This is a genomic window from Arthrobacter sp. RCC_34 (genome assembly GCF_041360795.1).
Lineage (GTDB): Bacteria > Actinomycetota > Actinomycetes > Actinomycetales > Micrococcaceae > Arthrobacter_E.
On sequence record NZ_JBFUPW010000001.1, the window covers coordinates 1,533,538 to 1,550,576 of the forward strand.

Sequence of the window (17,039 nt, forward strand, 5' to 3'; positions counted from 1 at the left end):
AGCCGCGGCTGGCGTGCGCGGCGAACGCGCGACTTTCAGTCAGACGGACGACGGCGCCACCGGGCGCCGCAGGAGGTTACGGGTGGCAGCCAGCAAGCAGGAGCTGCGGGAGCAGCGCCGTCGTGTGCGCCAGATGGAAGCCAGGCGCTCCCTGCGCGACGCTCAGCAGCAGCGGCGCCGCCGTGACAACACCCTCGCGATCGGCGCGGGCGTCGTCGCGGTCGCACTCGGTGTCGTGCTCCAGCTGACGGCGTTCGCCAGCAACCCCACTCCCGAGGAGTACGCGGCGGTCCAGGCCGGGCTGCAGTCGCCGTCCGCCACCCCGTCTCCTTCCGAAAGCAATGTCGGCAACATCCCCAGCGCCGATCTCGCCCGCGGCAAAACCCTCACCGGAACTCTCACGGTGAACGGCAAACCGCTCGGCGTCACCCTGGACGGGACGAAGGCGCCGCAGGCGGTGTCCGTCTTCAAGACCCTGGCCGACCAGGACTTCTTCAAGAAGAACGGCTGCCACCGGCTGACCACCGCCTCGATCTACGTGCTGCAGTGCGGCTCCAAGGACGGCAAGGGCGGGGTGGACCCGGGCTTCCAGTGGGGGCCGGTCGAGAATGTCCCGGCGGACGGCAAATACCCGGCCGGAACCATCGCGGTGGCCCGCGCGGCCAGCACGTACAGCAACAGCACGCAGTTCTTCATCACGTACAAGGACAGCGTCCTCCCCGTGGATCAGGGCGGCTACACGGTCATGGGCCGCGTCACCTCCGGACTCGACGCCGTCACGGCCCTCGCGTCGGCCGGAGTCAAGGCAGGCGGGACATCCGCCACGGATGGCCCTCCTGCCACGGCAGTGACGATAGACTCGTTTACTCTGAAGTGATTTTCGCTCTGACGTGATTCCCGCTTCGGACGAAGCACCATCCTCGATCCCTGCTCCGGCCGGGACCGCGCATGTTCCAACGAAGGAAAGAGTTTTAGCGGTGACAGAAAGTCTGCAACCCGACGAAGCCAGCACCACGGAAGCGGCCACGGAGACGTCCGCTGCCAAGCCCGCAGCACCGAGCCCGGCGGCGTTCGCCGCCCGGCCCAAGGCGCCTGCGGCCGCTCCCGCAGCGGTCCACGCCCCGGACACCACGGTGGATCTCACGGCGGCCCGCGCCTTCGGCCGGGTGGAAGGCGACGGTCACGTCTTCGTGACCGTCGGCGGCGAAGAGCACGTCGCCGGCCAGTACCCGGGCGTCTCGGCCGACGAGGCCCTGGCCTACTTCGCCCGCAAGTTCGAGGACATCACGGCACAGATCGACCTGCTGGAGAGCCGAGTGGAGGCCAAGGCCGCCGCCGGCGAGCTCCCCACCAGCCTCAAGCACCTGCGCGAGCAGCTCGAGGCACGCAACGTCCTCGGCGACATCCGTGGTGCGCTGGACCGCGTGTCCTCGCTCGACGAGAAGGTGGCGGCTCTCATCGCGGAGCAGCGTGCGCACCAGGAGGCCGCCAAGGCCGCCGAGCTGAGTGCCCGCGAAGCCATCGTCGCCGAAGCCGAGACCATCTCCGCGCAGGACCCGGCGGCGACGCAGTGGAAGACCTCGAGCACCCGGATGAACGAGCTCTTCGACGCCTGGAAGGCCGCGCAGAAGTCCGGCGTCCGCCTGTCCAAGAGCGTCGAGGAAGGCCTGTGGAAGCGATTCCGCACTGCCCGCACCGTCTTCGACCGTCACCGACGCGCGTACTTCTCCCAGCTGGACAGCTCCAACGCCCAGGCGAAGGCCGTCAAGGAACAGCTGATCGCCGAGGCGGAGGAACTTCAGACGTCCACCGACTGGGGCCACGCGGCGGCGGAGTACCGCCGTCTTATGGATCAGTGGAAGGCCGCGCCGCGCGCCAGCCGCAAGGACGATGACGCGCTGTGGGCCCGCTTCCGTGCCGCCCAGGACGTCTTCTTCGCGGCACGCCAGGCCGCCAACGACGAGCTGGACGCGAGCTACTCGGCCAACCTGGCCGTCAAGGAGCAGCTCCTGCTGGAAGCCCAGGAACTCGTCCCGGTCTCCGACCTGGCCGCCGCCAAGAAGGGGCTCCAGTCGATCCGGGACCGCTGGGAGGAAGCCGGCCGCGTGCCGCGTGCCGACATGGGCCGCATCGAAGCCGCACTGCGCCGCGTGGAGGACGCCGTCCGCGAGGCCGAGGAGGAGAACTGGCGCCGGAGCGATCCCGAGGCCAAGGCCCGCAGCACCAGCATGATCGAACAGCTCGAAGCCACCATCGCGGGTCTGCGTGACGATCTGAGCGCCGCCGAGGCCAAGGGCGACGCCCGTGCCATCAAGAGCGCCCGTGAAGCGCTCGAAGCACGGGAACAGTGGCTCGAGGTGGTCCGCAACTCGGCCAAGGACCTCGGCTGATCGGCTTACCCCCGCACTGAGCAGAAGGCACTGAACAGAAGGCCGCGGCCGCTGGAACCCAGGTTCCGGCGCCCGCGGCCTTTGTGGTCCTAAGCCTCCAGCGAGCCGATCCCCCGTCCACCGGCGGGACCATCCGGGTTGTCCACAGACCACGTCCCGGTGGTGTCGCGTGACGGGTCCGCACGGCAGGATGCTGTCATGGACTTCCCCACCGCGGCGCCGCCGGGCCGCCAGAGCCTCCTGCGCACCGGCCGGCCGTTCAGCAGATCCGAATTGAATGGCCTGGTGCTGGACGGCCTGGCCCAGCCGCTCTCGCAGGACTGCTTCGCTTCCGGGACGGCCGTGGTGGATGCGCGACTGCGGGCCAGGGCACTGGCGGACCGCATACCGCTCGAAGCACGGCAGCGTGTGGTGGCCGGGCGGCTGAGCGCGGCGTGGATCCATGGCCACTCCAAGGAGCCTGCGCGGCCTGTCCTCTACATCGCCCCTGGTCGCAGGGCCGGAACACTGCGCCACGGCCTGCGGGCTGAGCTCCACGACATCCAGCTGGGCAGCCACGACGTCGTCAGTCTGGGTGGAATCCTGGTGACGACTCCCCTGCGCACCGCACTGGACATCGCCTCTTCACTGCGCCCGGAGCTCGCGGTGCCCGTGCTGCGGAGCATGCTCGACGACGGCGGCCGCGGCCTCAGCTGGCGGGTCCTCCGTCTGGCGGTGGAACACGCCGCTCCCCCACGGGTACGCGAGGCGGCGCTGGCCAAGGTGGACGCGTGCGTCCGTTAACGCCGGCGGAAACCCGCCGGCGTGGAACGTCGTGCCGCTGGCAGTCAGGGGCAGGCCGGTCAAGGGCAGTCCGGTCAGCGGCGCTGTCCGCCGCCCGTCCGGTACACATCGAACACGCCGTCGATCCGGCGCACCGCGTTCAGGATGTGGTCCAGGTACTTCGGATCCCCCATCTCGAAGGCGAACCGGGAGATCGCCAGCCGGTCCTTCGAGGTGTGCACGCTGGCCTCGAGGATGTTCACGTGATTCTCGGAGAGCACCTTGGTGACGTCCATCAGGAGGCTCTTGCGGTCCAGTGCCTCGACCTGGATCTGGACCAGGTAGATGCTGCTGCGCGTCGGCGCCCATTCGACGTCCACGAACCGCTCGGGCTCGTGCGCGAGGGCAAGGGCGTTCGGACAATCGCTGCGGTGCACGGAGATGCCGGAGCCGCGGGTCACGTAACCGGTGATCGCATCCGGCGGCACCGGCGAACAGCACCGGGCCAGCTTGACCCAGACGTCGTCCACACCGCGCACGATCACGCCGGCGTCCGAAACCCTGCCGCTCGGGCTGTGGGTGCGGGCCGGAGTGAACTCCTCCTCGACCTCGGCCTGAGCCGGCTCCGTGAGCCGCTCCATGGCCCGCTCGACCACGGACTGCGTGGAGATGTGCCCGTCGCCGATCCCGGCGTAGAGGCCGGCCACGTCGACGTACTTGAACGCATCGGCCAGGTACGTGAGATTCTCCGGGGTGAGGACCTTCGTCAGCGGGAGGCTCTGCTTGCGCATGGCCCGCGTGAGCATCTCCTTGCCCTTTTCGATGGATTCCTCGCGGCGTTCCTTCGTGAACCACTGCCGGATCTTGTTGCGGGCACGTGCGCTCTTGACGAAGTGCTGCCAGTCCTGGCTGGGGCCGGCCCCTTCGGCCTTGGAGGTGAAGACCTCCACCCGGTCACCGTGGCTGAGTTCCGAGTTCAGGGGAACCAGCTTGCCGTTCACCCGGGCGCCGATGGTCCGGTGGCCGACCTCGGTGTGCACGGCGTAGGCGAAGTCCACGGGCGTGGCGCCGGCCGGCAGGGTCATGATCTCCCCCTTGGGGGTGAACACGAACACCTCGTTGGTGCTGATCTCGTGCCGCAGACTGTCCAGGAAGTCGCCCGGATCCACCGTCTCGCGCTGCATGTCCACGAGCGAACGGAGCCAGCCCATCTCGCCTTCGCGGGGCGTGCCGGCGGCCCGGGCCTGGTGCTTGTACTTCCAGTGCGCCGCGACACCGTACTCGGCGTTGCGGTGCATCTCGTGGGTGCGGATCTGGATCTCGACCGTCCTGCCGCCCGGTCCGATCACCGAGGTGTGCAGGGACATGTACATGTTGAACTTCGGGATGGCGATGTAGTCCTTGAAGCGCCCCGGAATCGGCTTCCAGAGGGAATGGACCACGCCGAGTGCGGCGTAACAGTCCTTGACGCTGTCCACCAGGACCCGCACGCCGAGCAGGTCGTTGATGTCGTCGAATTCCTTCTCCCGCACCACCATCTTCTGGTAGATGGAGTAGTAGTGCTTCGGCCGGCCCGTGATGGTCGCCTTGATGCGCGCTTCCCGCAGTTCCTCGGCCACCATCTCGCGGATGCTGCCGAGCAGTTCCTCACGCTCGGGGGTCCGGGCGCTGACCATCCGGACGAACTCCTCGTAGACCCGCGGGTAGAGGGCGGCGAAGGAGAGATCCTCCAGCTCCCACTTCACCGTGTTCATGCCGAGGCGGTGGGCCAGCGGGGCGAAGATGTCGAGGGTTTCGCGGGCCTTCTTGGCCGACGACTCGGCGGTGACGAACCGCCAGGTCCGCGCATTGTGGAGACGGTCGGCGAGTTTGATCATGAGGACGCGGATGTCCTTGGCCATCGCCACGACCATTTTGCGGACGGTCTCGGCCTGGGCGGCGTCGCCGTACGTGACCTTGTCGAGCTTGGTCACGCCGTCCACCAGTATGGCCACCTCGGGACCGAAGTCCTTGGAGAGCTGGTCCAGGGTGTAGTCGGTGTCCTCCACCGTGTCATGCAGCAGGGCCGCGGCCAGCGTGGTGCCACTCATGCCGAGCTCGGCCAGAATGGTCGCCACGGCCACGGGGTGGGTGATGTACGGGTCCCCGCTCTTGCGCTTCTGGCCACGGTGGTGAAGTTCCGCGGTGTCGTAGGCGCGCTGGAGGTATTCGAGGTCCTCGCGCGGATTGTTGCTGCGCACCGTCCGGAGCAGCGGTTCGAGGATCGGCGAATAGCTCAGGCCACCACGGCCCGTGAGGCGTGCCAGTCGCGAGAGCGTGCGTTCCCGCCGCCCCGGGAAGGTGGCCTTCGCCGCCGAATTGTCCACGGGGACGCCCACCACGGTGTGCCCCGGCGCCTGCAGCGCAGTGCGCTCCGCCGTCGTCGCGGGCGCCGCCGAGCGCTCGGCACCCACGGGTGCCTCATCCTCCGGGGTCGAACCCGGTGCTGAACCGTCCACCACAGTTGTTCCTCCCCACGGACTTAATTCACCAATTCTAATCCGTTCCCGCAGCTTAAAAGGACGAAAGGCCGTCCCCACCCGCAGGTGGGGACGGCCTTTCAATGTCAGAACCGATCGACGGCGCCTCAGACGCCTTCGACGACGGCCTCACTGCGGCCACGCCGCTCGTGAACCTTCGCCGCCTGAGCCTTCAGCGTCGCCTCGCCGTGACGCAGCCACGCGTAGAGCGGCGCGGAGACGTAGAGCGTGGCGAGGGTGCCGAGGATGATGCCCACGAACAGCGCGAGCGAGAGGTCGCGCAGGGTGCCCGCACCCAGCAGACCGGCCCCGATGAACAGGATGGCGGCCACCGGCAGGACGGCGACGACACTGGTGTTGATCGACCGGACCAGGGTCTGGTTGACCGCCAGGTTGACCTCCTCGTCGAAGGTGCGGCGCGTGGAGGTCAGCAGATCGGCGGTGTTCTCCCGGATCTTGTCGAAGACCACCACCGTGTCGTACAGCGAGTAGCTCAGCACCGTCAGGAAGCCGATGATGGCGCTCGGCGTCACCTCGAAGTCACTGACGGCATAGATGCCGGCCGTGATGATGAGCGTGACCGCCATGCCGGCCAGCGCCGCCAGCGACATCTTCCAGGTCCGGAAGTACAGCGCCATGAGCACCGCGGCGAGAAGGACGAAGATGATGAGGCCGAGCAGGGCCTGCTGGCTCACATCGGCGCCCCAGGTCGGGCCGATGAAGGTCGAGGTGACCTTGTCGTCACCCACGCCGTAGGCCTTGGCCAGGCTGTCGCGAAGCTGGGTGGTCTGCTCATCCGTCAGCTTGTCCGTCTGGACGCGCATGGTGTCGCCGGCGATATTGGCGACACGCGGAGCGGACCCCTGCACGACCTGCCGCACCGCGTCCTCGCCGAGGCGCTGATCGGTGCTGTGGACGTTGGAAATGGTGAACTCGGAGCCGCCCCGGAACTCGATGCCGAGGTTGAAGCCCCCCTTGAGCACCGGCACCATGATGGACAGCAGGACCGCCACGCCGGCGATCAGCATCCAGAGCTTCTTGCGCCCCACGAATTCGTAGGAACGCTTACCGGTGTAGAGCTCGTTGCCGAAACGTGCGAAGACTGTTGACATGGCTACTTGCCTTCCTTTCCGGCGTCTTCCGCCTCAGTGCCCTGCTCGCGCTCGGCACGACGGCGTTCGGCGATGGTCAGACGGCGTTCGGCTTCGGCCTGCGCACGGCTGTTCTTGGCCGGCACCGGGGCGCCGGCGGTCACCAGGTCCTCGGGAGTGCGGACACGGCCTGCGCCGCGGTACAGCGGCACGGCGCCCAGGTTCCGCGGGTCCAGACCGGAGAACCGGTGGCCTTCGCCGAAGAACTTGGTCTTGGCAAGGAGCTGCAGCGTCGGGTGCGTGAAGAGGAACACGACCAGAAGGTCGGCGAGGGCCGTCAGACCCAGCGTGAAGGCGAAGCCCCGCACGTTGCCCACCGCCACGAAGTACAACACGACGGCGGCCAGCAGGTTCACCGCCTTGGACGCCAGGATGGTGCGCTTGGCGCGGCGCCAGCCGTTCTCCACCGCGGCCACCAGACCGCGTCCGTCACGCAGTTCGTCACGGATGCGTTCGAAGTAGACGATGAACGAGTCCGCCGTCTGGCCGATGGCCACGATCAGACCAGCCACACCGGCGAGCGAGAGGCGGTAATTCTGCGCCCAGCCCAGCAGGGTGATCGCCAGGTACGTGATGACACCCGCCACGACCAGGGAGGCGACGGTCACGAAACCGAGGGCCCGGTACTGGAAGAGCGAGTAGATGACCACCAGCAGCAGACCGATGAGGCCTGCGATCAGACCCATCTTGAGCTGCTCGCCACCGAGGGTCGCGGAGATCTGTTCCTGGGACTGGATCTCGAAGCTGATCGGCAGGGCGCCGTACCGCAGCTGGTCCGACAGGGCCTTGGCGCTGGCCTCAGTGAAGTTGCCCGTGATCTGCGGACGGCCATCGGTGATGACGGCCAGCGATCGCGGAGCGGACAGCACCTTGTCGTCCAGGACGATCGCGAACTGTGCGCGCGGATCGCTGCCGTTCTCGCCGCCGCCGGCGACGTAGAACTGGTTCAGACGCTGCGTGACGTCCTTGAAGATCTTGGTGCCCTGGTCGTTGAACTGGATGTTCACGGCCCATTCGTTCGTCACGGCGCCCTGGCGGCCCTGCTGCAGACCGTAAGAGGACGTCACGATGTCCTGGCCCTTGACCTCGACCGGCCCGAGGACGTACTTGATGGCCGGCTGTCCGTTCGCGGCCGGCTGGCACGTGACCAGCGGCTTGGTCGGATCGGAGCGCTTGACGCCACCCTTGTCCAGGGTGGAGCAGTCCATCGCCTCGAACTCCTTCAGCACGGGCGCCGTGATCCAGGCGCTGTCGCTGGCATCCTTCGGCGTCGTGGGCTTCGGAAGCTTGCTGGCCGGGGTGCGCTGCGCCTCGGGGACCGGCGTGCCGGCGCCCGCCGTGATGACCGGCCGGAAGTTCATATCCGCCGACGCCTGGATCAGGTCGCGCTCCTCCTTGGTCGGAGTGCCCGGCATCGAGACGACCACGTTACGGCCGCCCTGCGTGCTGATCTCCGACTCGGAGACGCCGGAGCCGTCAACACGCTGGCGGATGATCTCCACCGCCTGGTTGAGCTGCTCCGAGCTGACCGAGGCACTGCCCTCGACGCGCGGCGCCAGGATCATCTGGGTGCCGCCTTCGAGGTCGAGGGCGAGTTTGGGCGTCCAGCTGGATGCGCCGGACAACGCTCCCCCGGCCATGACTGCTGTCATGGCAAGGGTCAAAGCGACAAGCCAGAGCAGCGTTCTGCGCGCCACCCTTATGGGGCCGGTCTTAGCCATCTATGAGGTCCTTTGGGGCTACGTGGCAAGGCCACGGAAGGTGTTCAGGGGCTACTTGCTGTCGCCGTTCAGGCGCTTGAGAGTCTCTTCCGGCGTCTCGGCGGCGGTGCCGGGAGCGACGTCGTCCTTGACCGTCTCGGGGAGCTCAACGGCCGGGGCGGTCTGCGCCTCAGTCACGGTCTCCTCGACGGGAGCGACAGTCTCAGCCTCAGCGGCGGCCGGCTCGACGACCTTCGCGATCGCCTGACGGTGCACGGTGGCCAGGTGGCCGGGGGAAAGCTCCAGGACGACCTTGTTCTCCGTCTCATCGATGGAGCGGATGGTGCCGAACAGGCCGAAGCTGGTCATGACGTCGACGCCCGGTGCGAACTTGGACTGCATCTGCTGCTGCTGTTGCTGGGTCTTCTTGTTCCGGCGCATCATGAAGAACATCAGGACGGCCAGGGCGGCCAGCATCAAGAGCAAGGTGGGATCCACGGATCATTTCCAATCGTTGCGTTCAGGCAGGGGGTCGCCGCACCCGTGAAGGGGCGGGCGTCAACACAGTCTACGGGCAAAAACCGGGAGAACAGTGTCAAGCGGCCGGGCGCAACGATGCCGGGCGCTCCCGCGTCAATCGCTGAAGCCGGACCCGTCGTCGTCCAGGAGAAGAGGCTGGAACGCCTCCTCCACCAGGCCCGCGGCGGCGAACTGCTCCCGCCCGAACACGCCGTCAGGAACGACGAAACCGAGGTGCGTCCAGGCCGCGGCCATCGCGATCCGTCCGCGGGGCGTGCGGCCGACCAGCCCTTCACGGACGAGGAACGGCTCGGCCACCGTCTCCACGGTCTCCGGCTCCTCTCCCACGGCGATCGCCAGGGTGGACAGACCGACGGGGCCGCCACCGAACTTCGTCACCAGGGCCTCCAGCACGGAGCGGTCCAGGCGGTCCAGACCACGCGAGTCCACTTCGTACATGTCGAGGGCAGCGCCCGCGGTCCGGGCGTCGATCTGGTCGATCCCGTGCACGAGCGCCCAGTCCCGCACCCGGCGGAGGAGGCGGTTCGCGATACGGGGCGTGCCGCGCGAACGGCCCGCGATTTCACTGAAACCGGCGGACGACACCTTCAGATCGAGGAGCCCGGCGGAACGCCGCAGCACGAGCTCCAGTTCCTCCACGGCATAGAACTCCAGGTGGCCGGTGAATCCGAAGCGGTCACGGAGCGGCCCGGGCAGGAGACCCGCACGCGTCGTGGCGCCCACCAGGGTGAACGGAGGAAGCTCGAGCGGGATCGCCGTGGCGCCCGCCCCCTTGCCGACCACGATGTCGACCCTGAAGTCCTCCATCGCCATGTACAGCATCTCCTCGGCGGGCCGGGACATACGGTGGATCTCGTCGAGGAAGAGTACCTCCCCTTCGCTGAGCGAGGAGAGGATCGCGGCGAGATCACCGGCATGCTGGATGGCGGGACCGCTGCTGATACGCAGGGGCGCGTTCATCTCGGCCGCGATGATCATGGCCAGCGTGGTCTTGCCCAGGCCGGGAGGGCCGGAGAGCAGGACGTGATCGGCGCTCTTGCCGCGTAGCCGGGATGCTTCCAGCACGAGCTTGAGCTGCTGCCGGACCCGGGCCTGACCGACGAAGTCATCGAGGTTCTTCGGCCGCAGCGCGGCTTCGATGACCCGTTCCTCGGGCTCCTCGCCTCCGCGGACCAGCGAGTCTTCGGGCGTGCCGTCAGCCACGACCGCTCCTCACCCGCGCGCCGTCCTGGCCGAGCCAGCGGAGCGTGGCCCGCAGGATCTCGGGGACACTGCCGGCCTCGGCGAGCTCCGGCGAATCCTTGAGCGCCTTGTCGATGTTGGAGGAGGCGTCCTTCTCGCTCCAGCCGAGGCTCGTGAGCGCTGCGACGACCTGAGGCTTCCAGGCCTCTTCGCCGGACACCGGCAGCAGCGGCGTCCCGGGGGAACCGGTCCCGTGCGGCACCAGCTTGCCCTTGAGTTCGAGCACGATCCGTCCGGCCACTTTCGGCCCGATGCCGGGAACCGTCGTGAAGGCCTTGCTGTCCTCGCCGTGGGCCGCCACGCGGATCGCCTCGGGGTCCAGCACGGCGAGGACCGCCAGCGCCAGCCGCGGCCCCACGCCGCTCACAGTGAGCAGGGTCTCGAAGACCTCGCGCTCGTCGTCGTCGGCGAAACCGAACAGCGTCAGGGAGTCCTCCCGCACGATCAGCGCGGTGCTGACCCGCGCTTCCTCACCGAGACGCAGGGCGGACAGGGTCTGCGGCGTGGCCTGCACGGCCATCCCCACCCCTCCGACCTCCAGGACTGCGCTGGAGAGCCCCAGATGCGTCACGGTTCCACGGAGCGAGCTGATCACGGCGACCCCTCAGTAAGTTTGTGCCATTCGAACATTTCTACGAATAGGCTAGCAAGACGATCCCCGGGTCAGCGACCGCGCCGCGCCCGGGCCTCGGCTTCGGCCCAGGCCTTCTGCGCCGGGGTGAGCGACGCGTGACCGGGCGCCGAGGTGGCGACGGCGGCGCCGCTGCCGGCACGCCATGCGTGGGTGATGGCCAGCGCCAGCGCGTCGGCGGCATCGGCGGGCCGGGGGGCCACCTCCAGCCGGAGGATCTTGGTCACCATGCGGGTGACCGCTTCCTTGTCGGCCCGGCCGCTGCCGGTCACGGCGGCCTTGACCTCCGACGGCGTGTGGAGGGCCACCGCGATGCCGCGCCGGGCGGCCGCGGCGATGACCACGCCGGACACCTGGGCCACGCCCATCACGGTGCTGACGTTCTGCTGCGAGAACACCCGTTCCACCGCGACCACGTGCGGCTCATGGCGGTCCAGCCACTCGTCGATCGCGTTGGCGATCACGAGCAGCCGCTGATCCAGCGGCTGCTCGGCCGCCGTGCCGACGACTCCGACGGCCACCATGGTGGCGCGGCGGTCGCCGGCGACGTCCACGACCCCCAGGCCGCACCGCGTGAGTCCCGGGTCGACCCCGAGAACCCGCAGGCTCACGGCAGGAGCCCTTTCACCGGGACGATGACTACTCGGCCTCGAGCTGGGCCTGGACCTCTTCGCTCAGATCAGCGTTGGTGTAGACGTTCTGGACGTCGTCCAGCTCTTCCAGCGCGTCCACGAGCTTGAGGAACTTCTTGGCGCCGTCCAGGTCGAGGTCGACCTGCATGGACGGAAGGAACTCGGCCTCATCGGTCTCGTACTCGATGCCGGCCTCGTTCAGCGCGTCGCGGATGGCCTGCAGATCGCCCGGCTCGGAGTGGATCTCCCAGTTCTCGCCCTGGTCCTTGACCTCGTCGGCGCCGGCGTCGAGCACGACCATGAGCAGGTCGTCCTCACTCAGGCCGTTCTTCGGCAGACTGACCACGCCGCGGCGGGTGAAGAGGTACGCCACCGAACCCGGGTCGGCCACGGTGCCGCCGTTGCGGGTGATGGCCAGGCGCACCTCGGAGGCGGCACGGTTCTTGTTGTCCGTGAGGCACTCGATCAGCAGCGCGGAACCCTGCGGGCCACGTGCTTCGTACATGATCTCGGTGTAGTCGACGACTTCACCGGTCAGACCGGCGCCGCGCTTGATGGCGCGGTCGATGTTGTCATTGGGGACCGAGTTCTTCTTGGCCTTGGACACGGCCAGGTCGAGCGCCGGGTTGCCGGAGAGGTCCGGTCCGCCCATCCGCGACGCGACCTCGATGTTCTTGATGAACTTGGCGAACGCCTTGGCACGCCTGCCGTCGATCACGGCCTTCTTGTGCTTGGTGGTAGCCCATTTGGAGTGACCCGACATGCCTACGCTTCTCCTTTGATCATCCGGATGAACAGTTCGTGAACGCGCAGCTCCCCCGTCACTTCGGGATGGAACGACGTGGCGAGCAGGTTGCCCGAGCGAACCGCAACAATTCTAGCCCGTGAATCGAGTGTCGCCGCGGACGGCATCTCGTCAGGGTGCAACTGGGCCAGGACCTCGACGCCCTCGCCGACCGACTCGACCCAGGGACCCCGGATGAAGACCGCGTGAACGGGAGCCACGCCGTCGCCGTCGCGCCCGGCCGAGAACTCGAGGCCGCCGAAGTCCACATCGACTTCGAAGGACTCGCGCTGACGCCCGAAGGCGTTGCGGCGCACCGTCATGTCGATGCCGCCGAAGGTCTGCTGGGGATTCCCGTCGAGGTCCAGGGTCGGATCCTCGATCCGGTCGGCCAGGAGGATCATCCCAGCGCAGGAACCGTACACCGGGAGCCCCGCGGCGATCCGCTCGCGGAGGGGCTCGGACAGCTCGAAAGCGCGGGCCAGCTTGTCGATCGCCGTCGACTCACCGCCGGGGATCACGAGGCCGTCGACGCCGGCCAGCTCGGCCGGGCGGCGCACGGGAACGGCGCGGCCGCCCACCTCGTGGACGGCCTTCAGGTGTTCTCGGAAGTCGCCCTGCAGGGCGAGCACGCCCACCAAGGGGGCGTCGGAGGGAGGAATTCGCACCTTGACAGTGTAATCAGCCGGGACGTCGCGGCCGTTCCGTGTGACGCCCGCGACCCTTCTATGCTCCCCGGACGGGGGCCGCCCACCCAGTAGCATTGGTCAGGACCTGTTATCTATCGAAGAGGTGCGCAGTATGTGCGGAATCGCCGGTTACCACGGCTTTGGGGAGAACGAGGAGATGCTCAAGGCCATGAGCGCCTGCATCGTTCACCGTGGCCCCGATGGTGAGGGGTACTTCACCGAGGCGAATGTGGGACTCGCGCACCGCCGTTTGTCCATCATCGACGTCGCGCACGGCCAGGAGCCGATGATCAGCGCCGACGGCGACTTCGTCCTCGTCTACAACGGCGAGGTCTACAACTACCTCGAGCTGCGCGCCGAGCTGGAGGCCCTGGGCCGCACGTTCCGCACCCAGTCGGACACCGAGGTCGTCCTGCAGTCCTACGAGGAGTGGGGCACCGAAGCGTTCGACCGTTTCAACGGCATGTTCGGTCTCGCCATCCTGGACAAGAAGCGCAACGTCACCGTGCTGGCCCGCGACCACTTCGGCATCAAGCCGGTGTACTGGGCGAACGCCGGGACCGAGGACGAGCCCCGCGTGATCTTCGCCTCCGAGATCCGCCCGATCCTGGCCACCGGCCACATCGAGGCCGCGCCCAACGAGCGCATCCTCTACCGCTACCTGCAGTACCGGATCCACGACGACACCGCCGAGACCTTCTTCGCCGGCGTCAACAAGCTGCTCCCCGGCGAGATGATGACCATCGACAACGCCACGGGCCGCTTCACCATCGAGAGCTTCACGCGGCTGCGCCAGGAGCTCGAGGAGCTTTCGAGCGTCAACCGCCCGTACACGCCCGAGGTCACCGAGGAATACCGCCAGCGGTTCACCGAGGCCATCCGGATGCGCCTCAAGTCCGAGGTCCCCGTGGGCTCCGCCCTCTCCGGCGGCCTCGACTCCTCCGCCGTCGTCGTGACCATCAACAAACTGATGCAGGAACACGCGGACGCGGTCGACTCGATCGGCCCCAAGCAGAACACCTTCAGCGCGGTCTTCCCCAACTCGATCAATGACGAGGAGGCCTACGCGGACGCCGCCATCGCCAAGTGCAGCGGCAACATCGAGGCCCACAAGATCCTCCCGACGGCCGAGGGCTTCGCGGCGGACCTCGAGGACTTCGTCCGCACCATGGAGGAGCCCATCATCTCCTCCGGACCGTACGCCCAGTACTGCGTCATGAAGGAAGCCAGCAAGCACGTCACCGTGCTGCTCGACGGCCAAGGCGCCGACGAGATGATGGCCGGCTACATCCCGTACTACTTCGCATACCTGCGCCAGCTGCAGAAGGCCGGCGACTACCGGAAGCTCCTCAAGGAAGCCGGCCAGTCCCTGGACATCTTCTACCGCCTGGGCCGCTTCCGTCTGAAGTCCAAGCTCACCGCCAAGAAGCGCGTGACCATGGGCCAGCTCCTCAACAAGGAGTTCACCTCCGGGTACCGTGGCGAGAAGTTCGGCAACGTGCCGGACAACATGAAGGCCCGTCTCATCGACGACCTCTTCCACAAGTCGCTGCCCTCGCTGCTCCGCTACGAGGACAAGAACACCATGCGCTTCTCCCTGGAGGGCCGCGTGCCCTTCCTGGACAAGGAAGTGGTGAAGTTCCTCTTCAGCCTGTCCGATGAGGCCATCATCAAGGGCGGCTGGAACAAGCGGATCCTCCGGGACGCCACCCGCGGGCTGCTTCCCGAGAAGATCAGCAACCGCCGCAACAAGATCGGCTTCACCACCCCCGAGGTGGAGTGGTTCCGCATCATGAACGAGCGGATCTACAAGATCTTCATGTCGAACTCCTTCTACAACCGTCCGTACTGGAACCGTGAAGCGGTCCTGACCGCGTTCGAGGAGTACCTCAACGACAAGAACGACGCCGACACCATGGTGTTCTGGCGCCTCATGAACGTCGAGCTGTGGTTCCGTGAGTTCATCGACAAGAACGAGACCCCTGCGGACGTGAAGCTCAACAAGAGCGACTACGAGCCGAACCCAGGCAAGGAGCTCGGCATCGAGTCGGCCGGCGCCACGTTCCTCCGCTTCCCGCTCCAGACCGAGGTGTTCGCCAAGGACACCGAGCTGGCTCCCGCGGTGACCCAGTACCCGGCCCGCTTCTTCGACGGTCTGGAAGGCGCCCCGGCGGACGTCCGGGATGCCATCGAGAGCGCACGCCAGGACGGCCGGAAGTGGTACCTGCTGGTGAGCGAGAAGATCGTCGCCATCACGCAGGGCCGTTCCTTCCCAGTCTGGGAGATCAAGGTGACTCCTGCCGCCCGCGTGCTGAGCAAGTTCGTCACCCGCACGCCCGCCGGCATCGGCCTGGGCAGCCCCTGGTCCATGCAGATCGCCATCAACGAGGTCGGCCTGCCGCTCATCGCCAAGGCCGCCGCGGCGTCCGTGGTGGGCAAGTTCCAGGGCAAGAGCGGCGTCTTCTACGACGTGGTCGGCAACAACATCAATGCCATCGACGGCGCGACCCCGTACAGCCTGGGCGCGGCGAGCAACTCCGTGAAGCTCGCTCCGAAGGATCCCGAGGGCGTGGCACGTGCGCTGAGCGCCGAGATCCGCGCGACCCTGCCCGACGAGGCGGTGGAGAACTTCGGCGGCGTGGCCATCATGGACGCCAACGACCTGGGCGTCGTGGTCATGGGCCACGACACCGCGCTCCCGACCGAGACGATCGCGGGGATGTTCAAGGACAACCCGCAGGGACAGGGCGCCCAGGCGACCCCGATGTCTCTCGTGGTGACGCAGGCCTGAGCCAGGTCCCCGTCCCGCGAGGAGGCCCCCACCGGATGTTCCGGTGGGGGCCTCCTCACGTCGGGGTCCGGTTCGCTATACCCGACGACGGCGGTGGGCCACCTTCCCCATGAACCGCGAGGCGAGGAGGACGCGCCCCGCCGAGCGGGCCCGCTGCGAGCTGTAGCGCTCGAGGAGCGCCACGGCGTCCTGCCCTTCCCCATCGGGTCCGTCTCCCCTGGCGCCGGCGACGAGGGCACACAGTGCCGCCGCGTCCTCGAACCCCGCCCCGGCGCCCTGCCCGAGGTCCGGTGTCATGGCGTGAGCGGCGTCGCCTGCCAGGGCCACCCGGCCCCGGTGAAACGCTCTGAGGGGCCGGGCGAGGTCGTGGATGTCATGGCGCAGGACGGCGTCGTCGGGTGTCGCGTCGATCAGCATGCCGACCGTGCGGTACCAATCGGCGAACTCGCGGCTCACGGCGTCCTTCTCGGACATGAGGCCCCGGGACACCGCGGTCTCCCCCGCCGGTCGGCTCGCCACGGCGAACCAGTACGCCCTGCCGTCCGCGAGGGGGACTGTGCCGAACCGGTGTTCCCCGGCCCAGTCCTCCCCCGCCGTGCCGTCCGTGTCCACAGGGACCGCCGTCACACCCCGCCAGGCGGTGTACCCGGCGTAGCGCAGGCCAGGGTCGAGCCCCAGTGCCGTCCGGGTGCGGCTGCGCAGGCCGTCCGCAGCGATCACCAGATCCCAGCCGTCGACGGTTCGGGTGCTGCCCGGAGCACCGCCTCCCCCGTCGACGGTGAGGCGCGCGCGGCGGAGGCGGTCGCCGTCGTCGGCCACCGAGGCGGCGACGCGCCAGTGGAAGGTGACGTCAGGGCACGACTCCAGCAGGAATTCGCGGAGGTCATTGCGATGGAACATGCGGACGCCGTGGTCGCGCGGGGCGGGTGCGGAGAACCTGATGCGCCCGTCGCGTCGGCGCATCGCGGTGCGGATCCCCGCAGGCGGGCCGTGTGGAAGACGGTCGAAACCATCGCCCAGACCCAAGCGACGCATGGCCTTCCGGCTGTTCGGGAACAGTGAGATCCCTGCCCCGGCCGGAGACCCCTCGCCGGCCCGTTCGAAGACCTCCACCTGGGCCCCGTGGCGTGCCAATCCGGCGGCCGTGGCGAGACCGACCAGCCCGGCACCGATGATCGCGATGCGCATTCAGCCCCTCCTCTTCCCGG

General features: G+C 68.0%; 14 protein-coding genes. 4 read left to right on the forward strand and 10 right to left on the reverse strand.

Annotated features, from left to right (window positions below; translation table 11 throughout):
- Positions 1–82 precede the first annotated feature (82 nt).
- The 3 genes from AB6732_RS07265 (at position 83) to AB6732_RS07275 (ending at position 3,173) form a co-directional block, all read left to right on the forward strand.
- Positions 83–877 (forward strand): peptidylprolyl isomerase, encoded by a 795-nt coding sequence (locus tag AB6732_RS07265; RefSeq protein ID WP_370959312.1) that lies wholly within the window; start codon positions 83–85, stop codon positions 875–877.
- Between the two features lie 13 nt (positions 878–890).
- Positions 891–2,390, forward strand: a complete 1,500-nt coding sequence (locus tag AB6732_RS07270; protein ID WP_370959313.1) for a DUF349 domain-containing protein — start codon at positions 891–893, stop codon at positions 2,388–2,390.
- A gap of 198 nt (positions 2,391–2,588) precedes the next feature.
- On the forward strand, positions 2,589–3,173 hold the full coding sequence (locus tag AB6732_RS07275) for a hypothetical protein (RefSeq protein ID WP_370959314.1): 585 nt from the start codon (positions 2,589–2,591) through the stop codon (positions 3,171–3,173).
- Positions 3,174–3,247: 74 nt separating this feature from the next.
- Here the strand turns inward: AB6732_RS07275 and AB6732_RS07280 are convergent, their stop codons facing one another.
- From AB6732_RS07280 to pdxT, 9 genes are all read right to left on the reverse strand, one after another.
- Positions 3,248–5,533 carry a bifunctional (p)ppGpp synthetase/guanosine-3',5'-bis(diphosphate) 3'-pyrophosphohydrolase gene (locus AB6732_RS07280; RefSeq protein WP_370959613.1) on the reverse strand — a complete coding sequence of 762 codons (2,286 nt, stop codon included), beginning with the start codon at positions 5,531–5,533 and terminating at the stop codon, positions 3,248–3,250.
- A gap of 245 nt (positions 5,534–5,778) precedes the next feature.
- Positions 5,779–6,783 carry a protein translocase subunit SecF gene (gene secF / locus AB6732_RS07285; protein WP_370959315.1) on the reverse strand — a complete coding sequence of 335 codons (1,005 nt, stop codon included), beginning with the start codon at positions 6,781–6,783 and terminating at the stop codon, positions 5,779–5,781.
- A gap of 2 nt (positions 6,784–6,785) precedes the next feature.
- A complete protein-coding gene (secD, locus tag AB6732_RS07290; RefSeq protein ID WP_370959316.1) occupies positions 6,786–8,543 on the reverse strand; it encodes a protein translocase subunit SecD in 1,758 nt (585 codons plus the stop codon).
- A 51-nt stretch (positions 8,544–8,594) separates the two neighbouring features.
- Complete coding sequence (gene yajC, locus AB6732_RS07295; RefSeq protein ID WP_370959614.1) at positions 8,595–8,999, reverse strand: preprotein translocase subunit YajC; 405 nt, start codon at positions 8,997–8,999, stop codon at positions 8,595–8,597.
- Between the two features lie 156 nt (positions 9,000–9,155).
- Positions 9,156–10,265, reverse strand: coding sequence for a Holliday junction branch migration DNA helicase RuvB (gene ruvB, locus AB6732_RS07300; protein ID WP_370959317.1), 1,110 nt, complete (start codon positions 10,263–10,265; stop codon positions 9,156–9,158).
- On the reverse strand, positions 10,258–10,899 hold the full coding sequence (gene ruvA, locus AB6732_RS07305; RefSeq protein WP_370959318.1) for a Holliday junction branch migration protein RuvA: 642 nt from the start codon (positions 10,897–10,899) through the stop codon (positions 10,258–10,260). Before ruvA ends, ruvB begins: the two co-directional genes overlap by 8 nt.
- A gap of 68 nt (positions 10,900–10,967) precedes the next feature.
- On the reverse strand, positions 10,968–11,546 hold the full coding sequence (gene ruvC / locus AB6732_RS07310) for a crossover junction endodeoxyribonuclease RuvC (RefSeq protein WP_370959319.1): 579 nt from the start codon (positions 11,544–11,546) through the stop codon (positions 10,968–10,970).
- A gap of 28 nt (positions 11,547–11,574) precedes the next feature.
- Positions 11,575–12,330, reverse strand: a complete 756-nt coding sequence (locus AB6732_RS07315) for a YebC/PmpR family DNA-binding transcriptional regulator (protein WP_287903234.1) — start codon at positions 12,328–12,330, stop codon at positions 11,575–11,577.
- A 2-nt stretch (positions 12,331–12,332) separates the two neighbouring features.
- The gene (gene pdxT / locus AB6732_RS07320) at positions 12,333–13,019 is read right to left on the reverse strand and encodes a pyridoxal 5'-phosphate synthase glutaminase subunit PdxT (protein ID WP_370959320.1); all 687 of its coding nucleotides are present in this window, start codon (positions 13,017–13,019) and stop codon (positions 12,333–12,335) included.
- Between the two features lie 133 nt (positions 13,020–13,152).
- Here pdxT and asnB point away from each other — a divergent pair, with 133 nt between their 5' ends.
- On the forward strand, positions 13,153–15,831 hold the full coding sequence (gene asnB / locus AB6732_RS07325; protein ID WP_370959321.1) for an asparagine synthase (glutamine-hydrolyzing): 2,679 nt from the start codon (positions 13,153–13,155) through the stop codon (positions 15,829–15,831).
- 75 nt (positions 15,832–15,906) lie between these two features.
- Here asnB and AB6732_RS07330 read toward each other — a convergent pair whose 3' ends face one another.
- Entirely contained in the window at positions 15,907–17,019 is a 1,113-nt protein-coding gene (locus AB6732_RS07330; RefSeq protein ID WP_370959322.1) for an FAD-dependent monooxygenase, read from the reverse strand.
- Positions 17,020–17,039 lie beyond the last annotated feature (20 nt).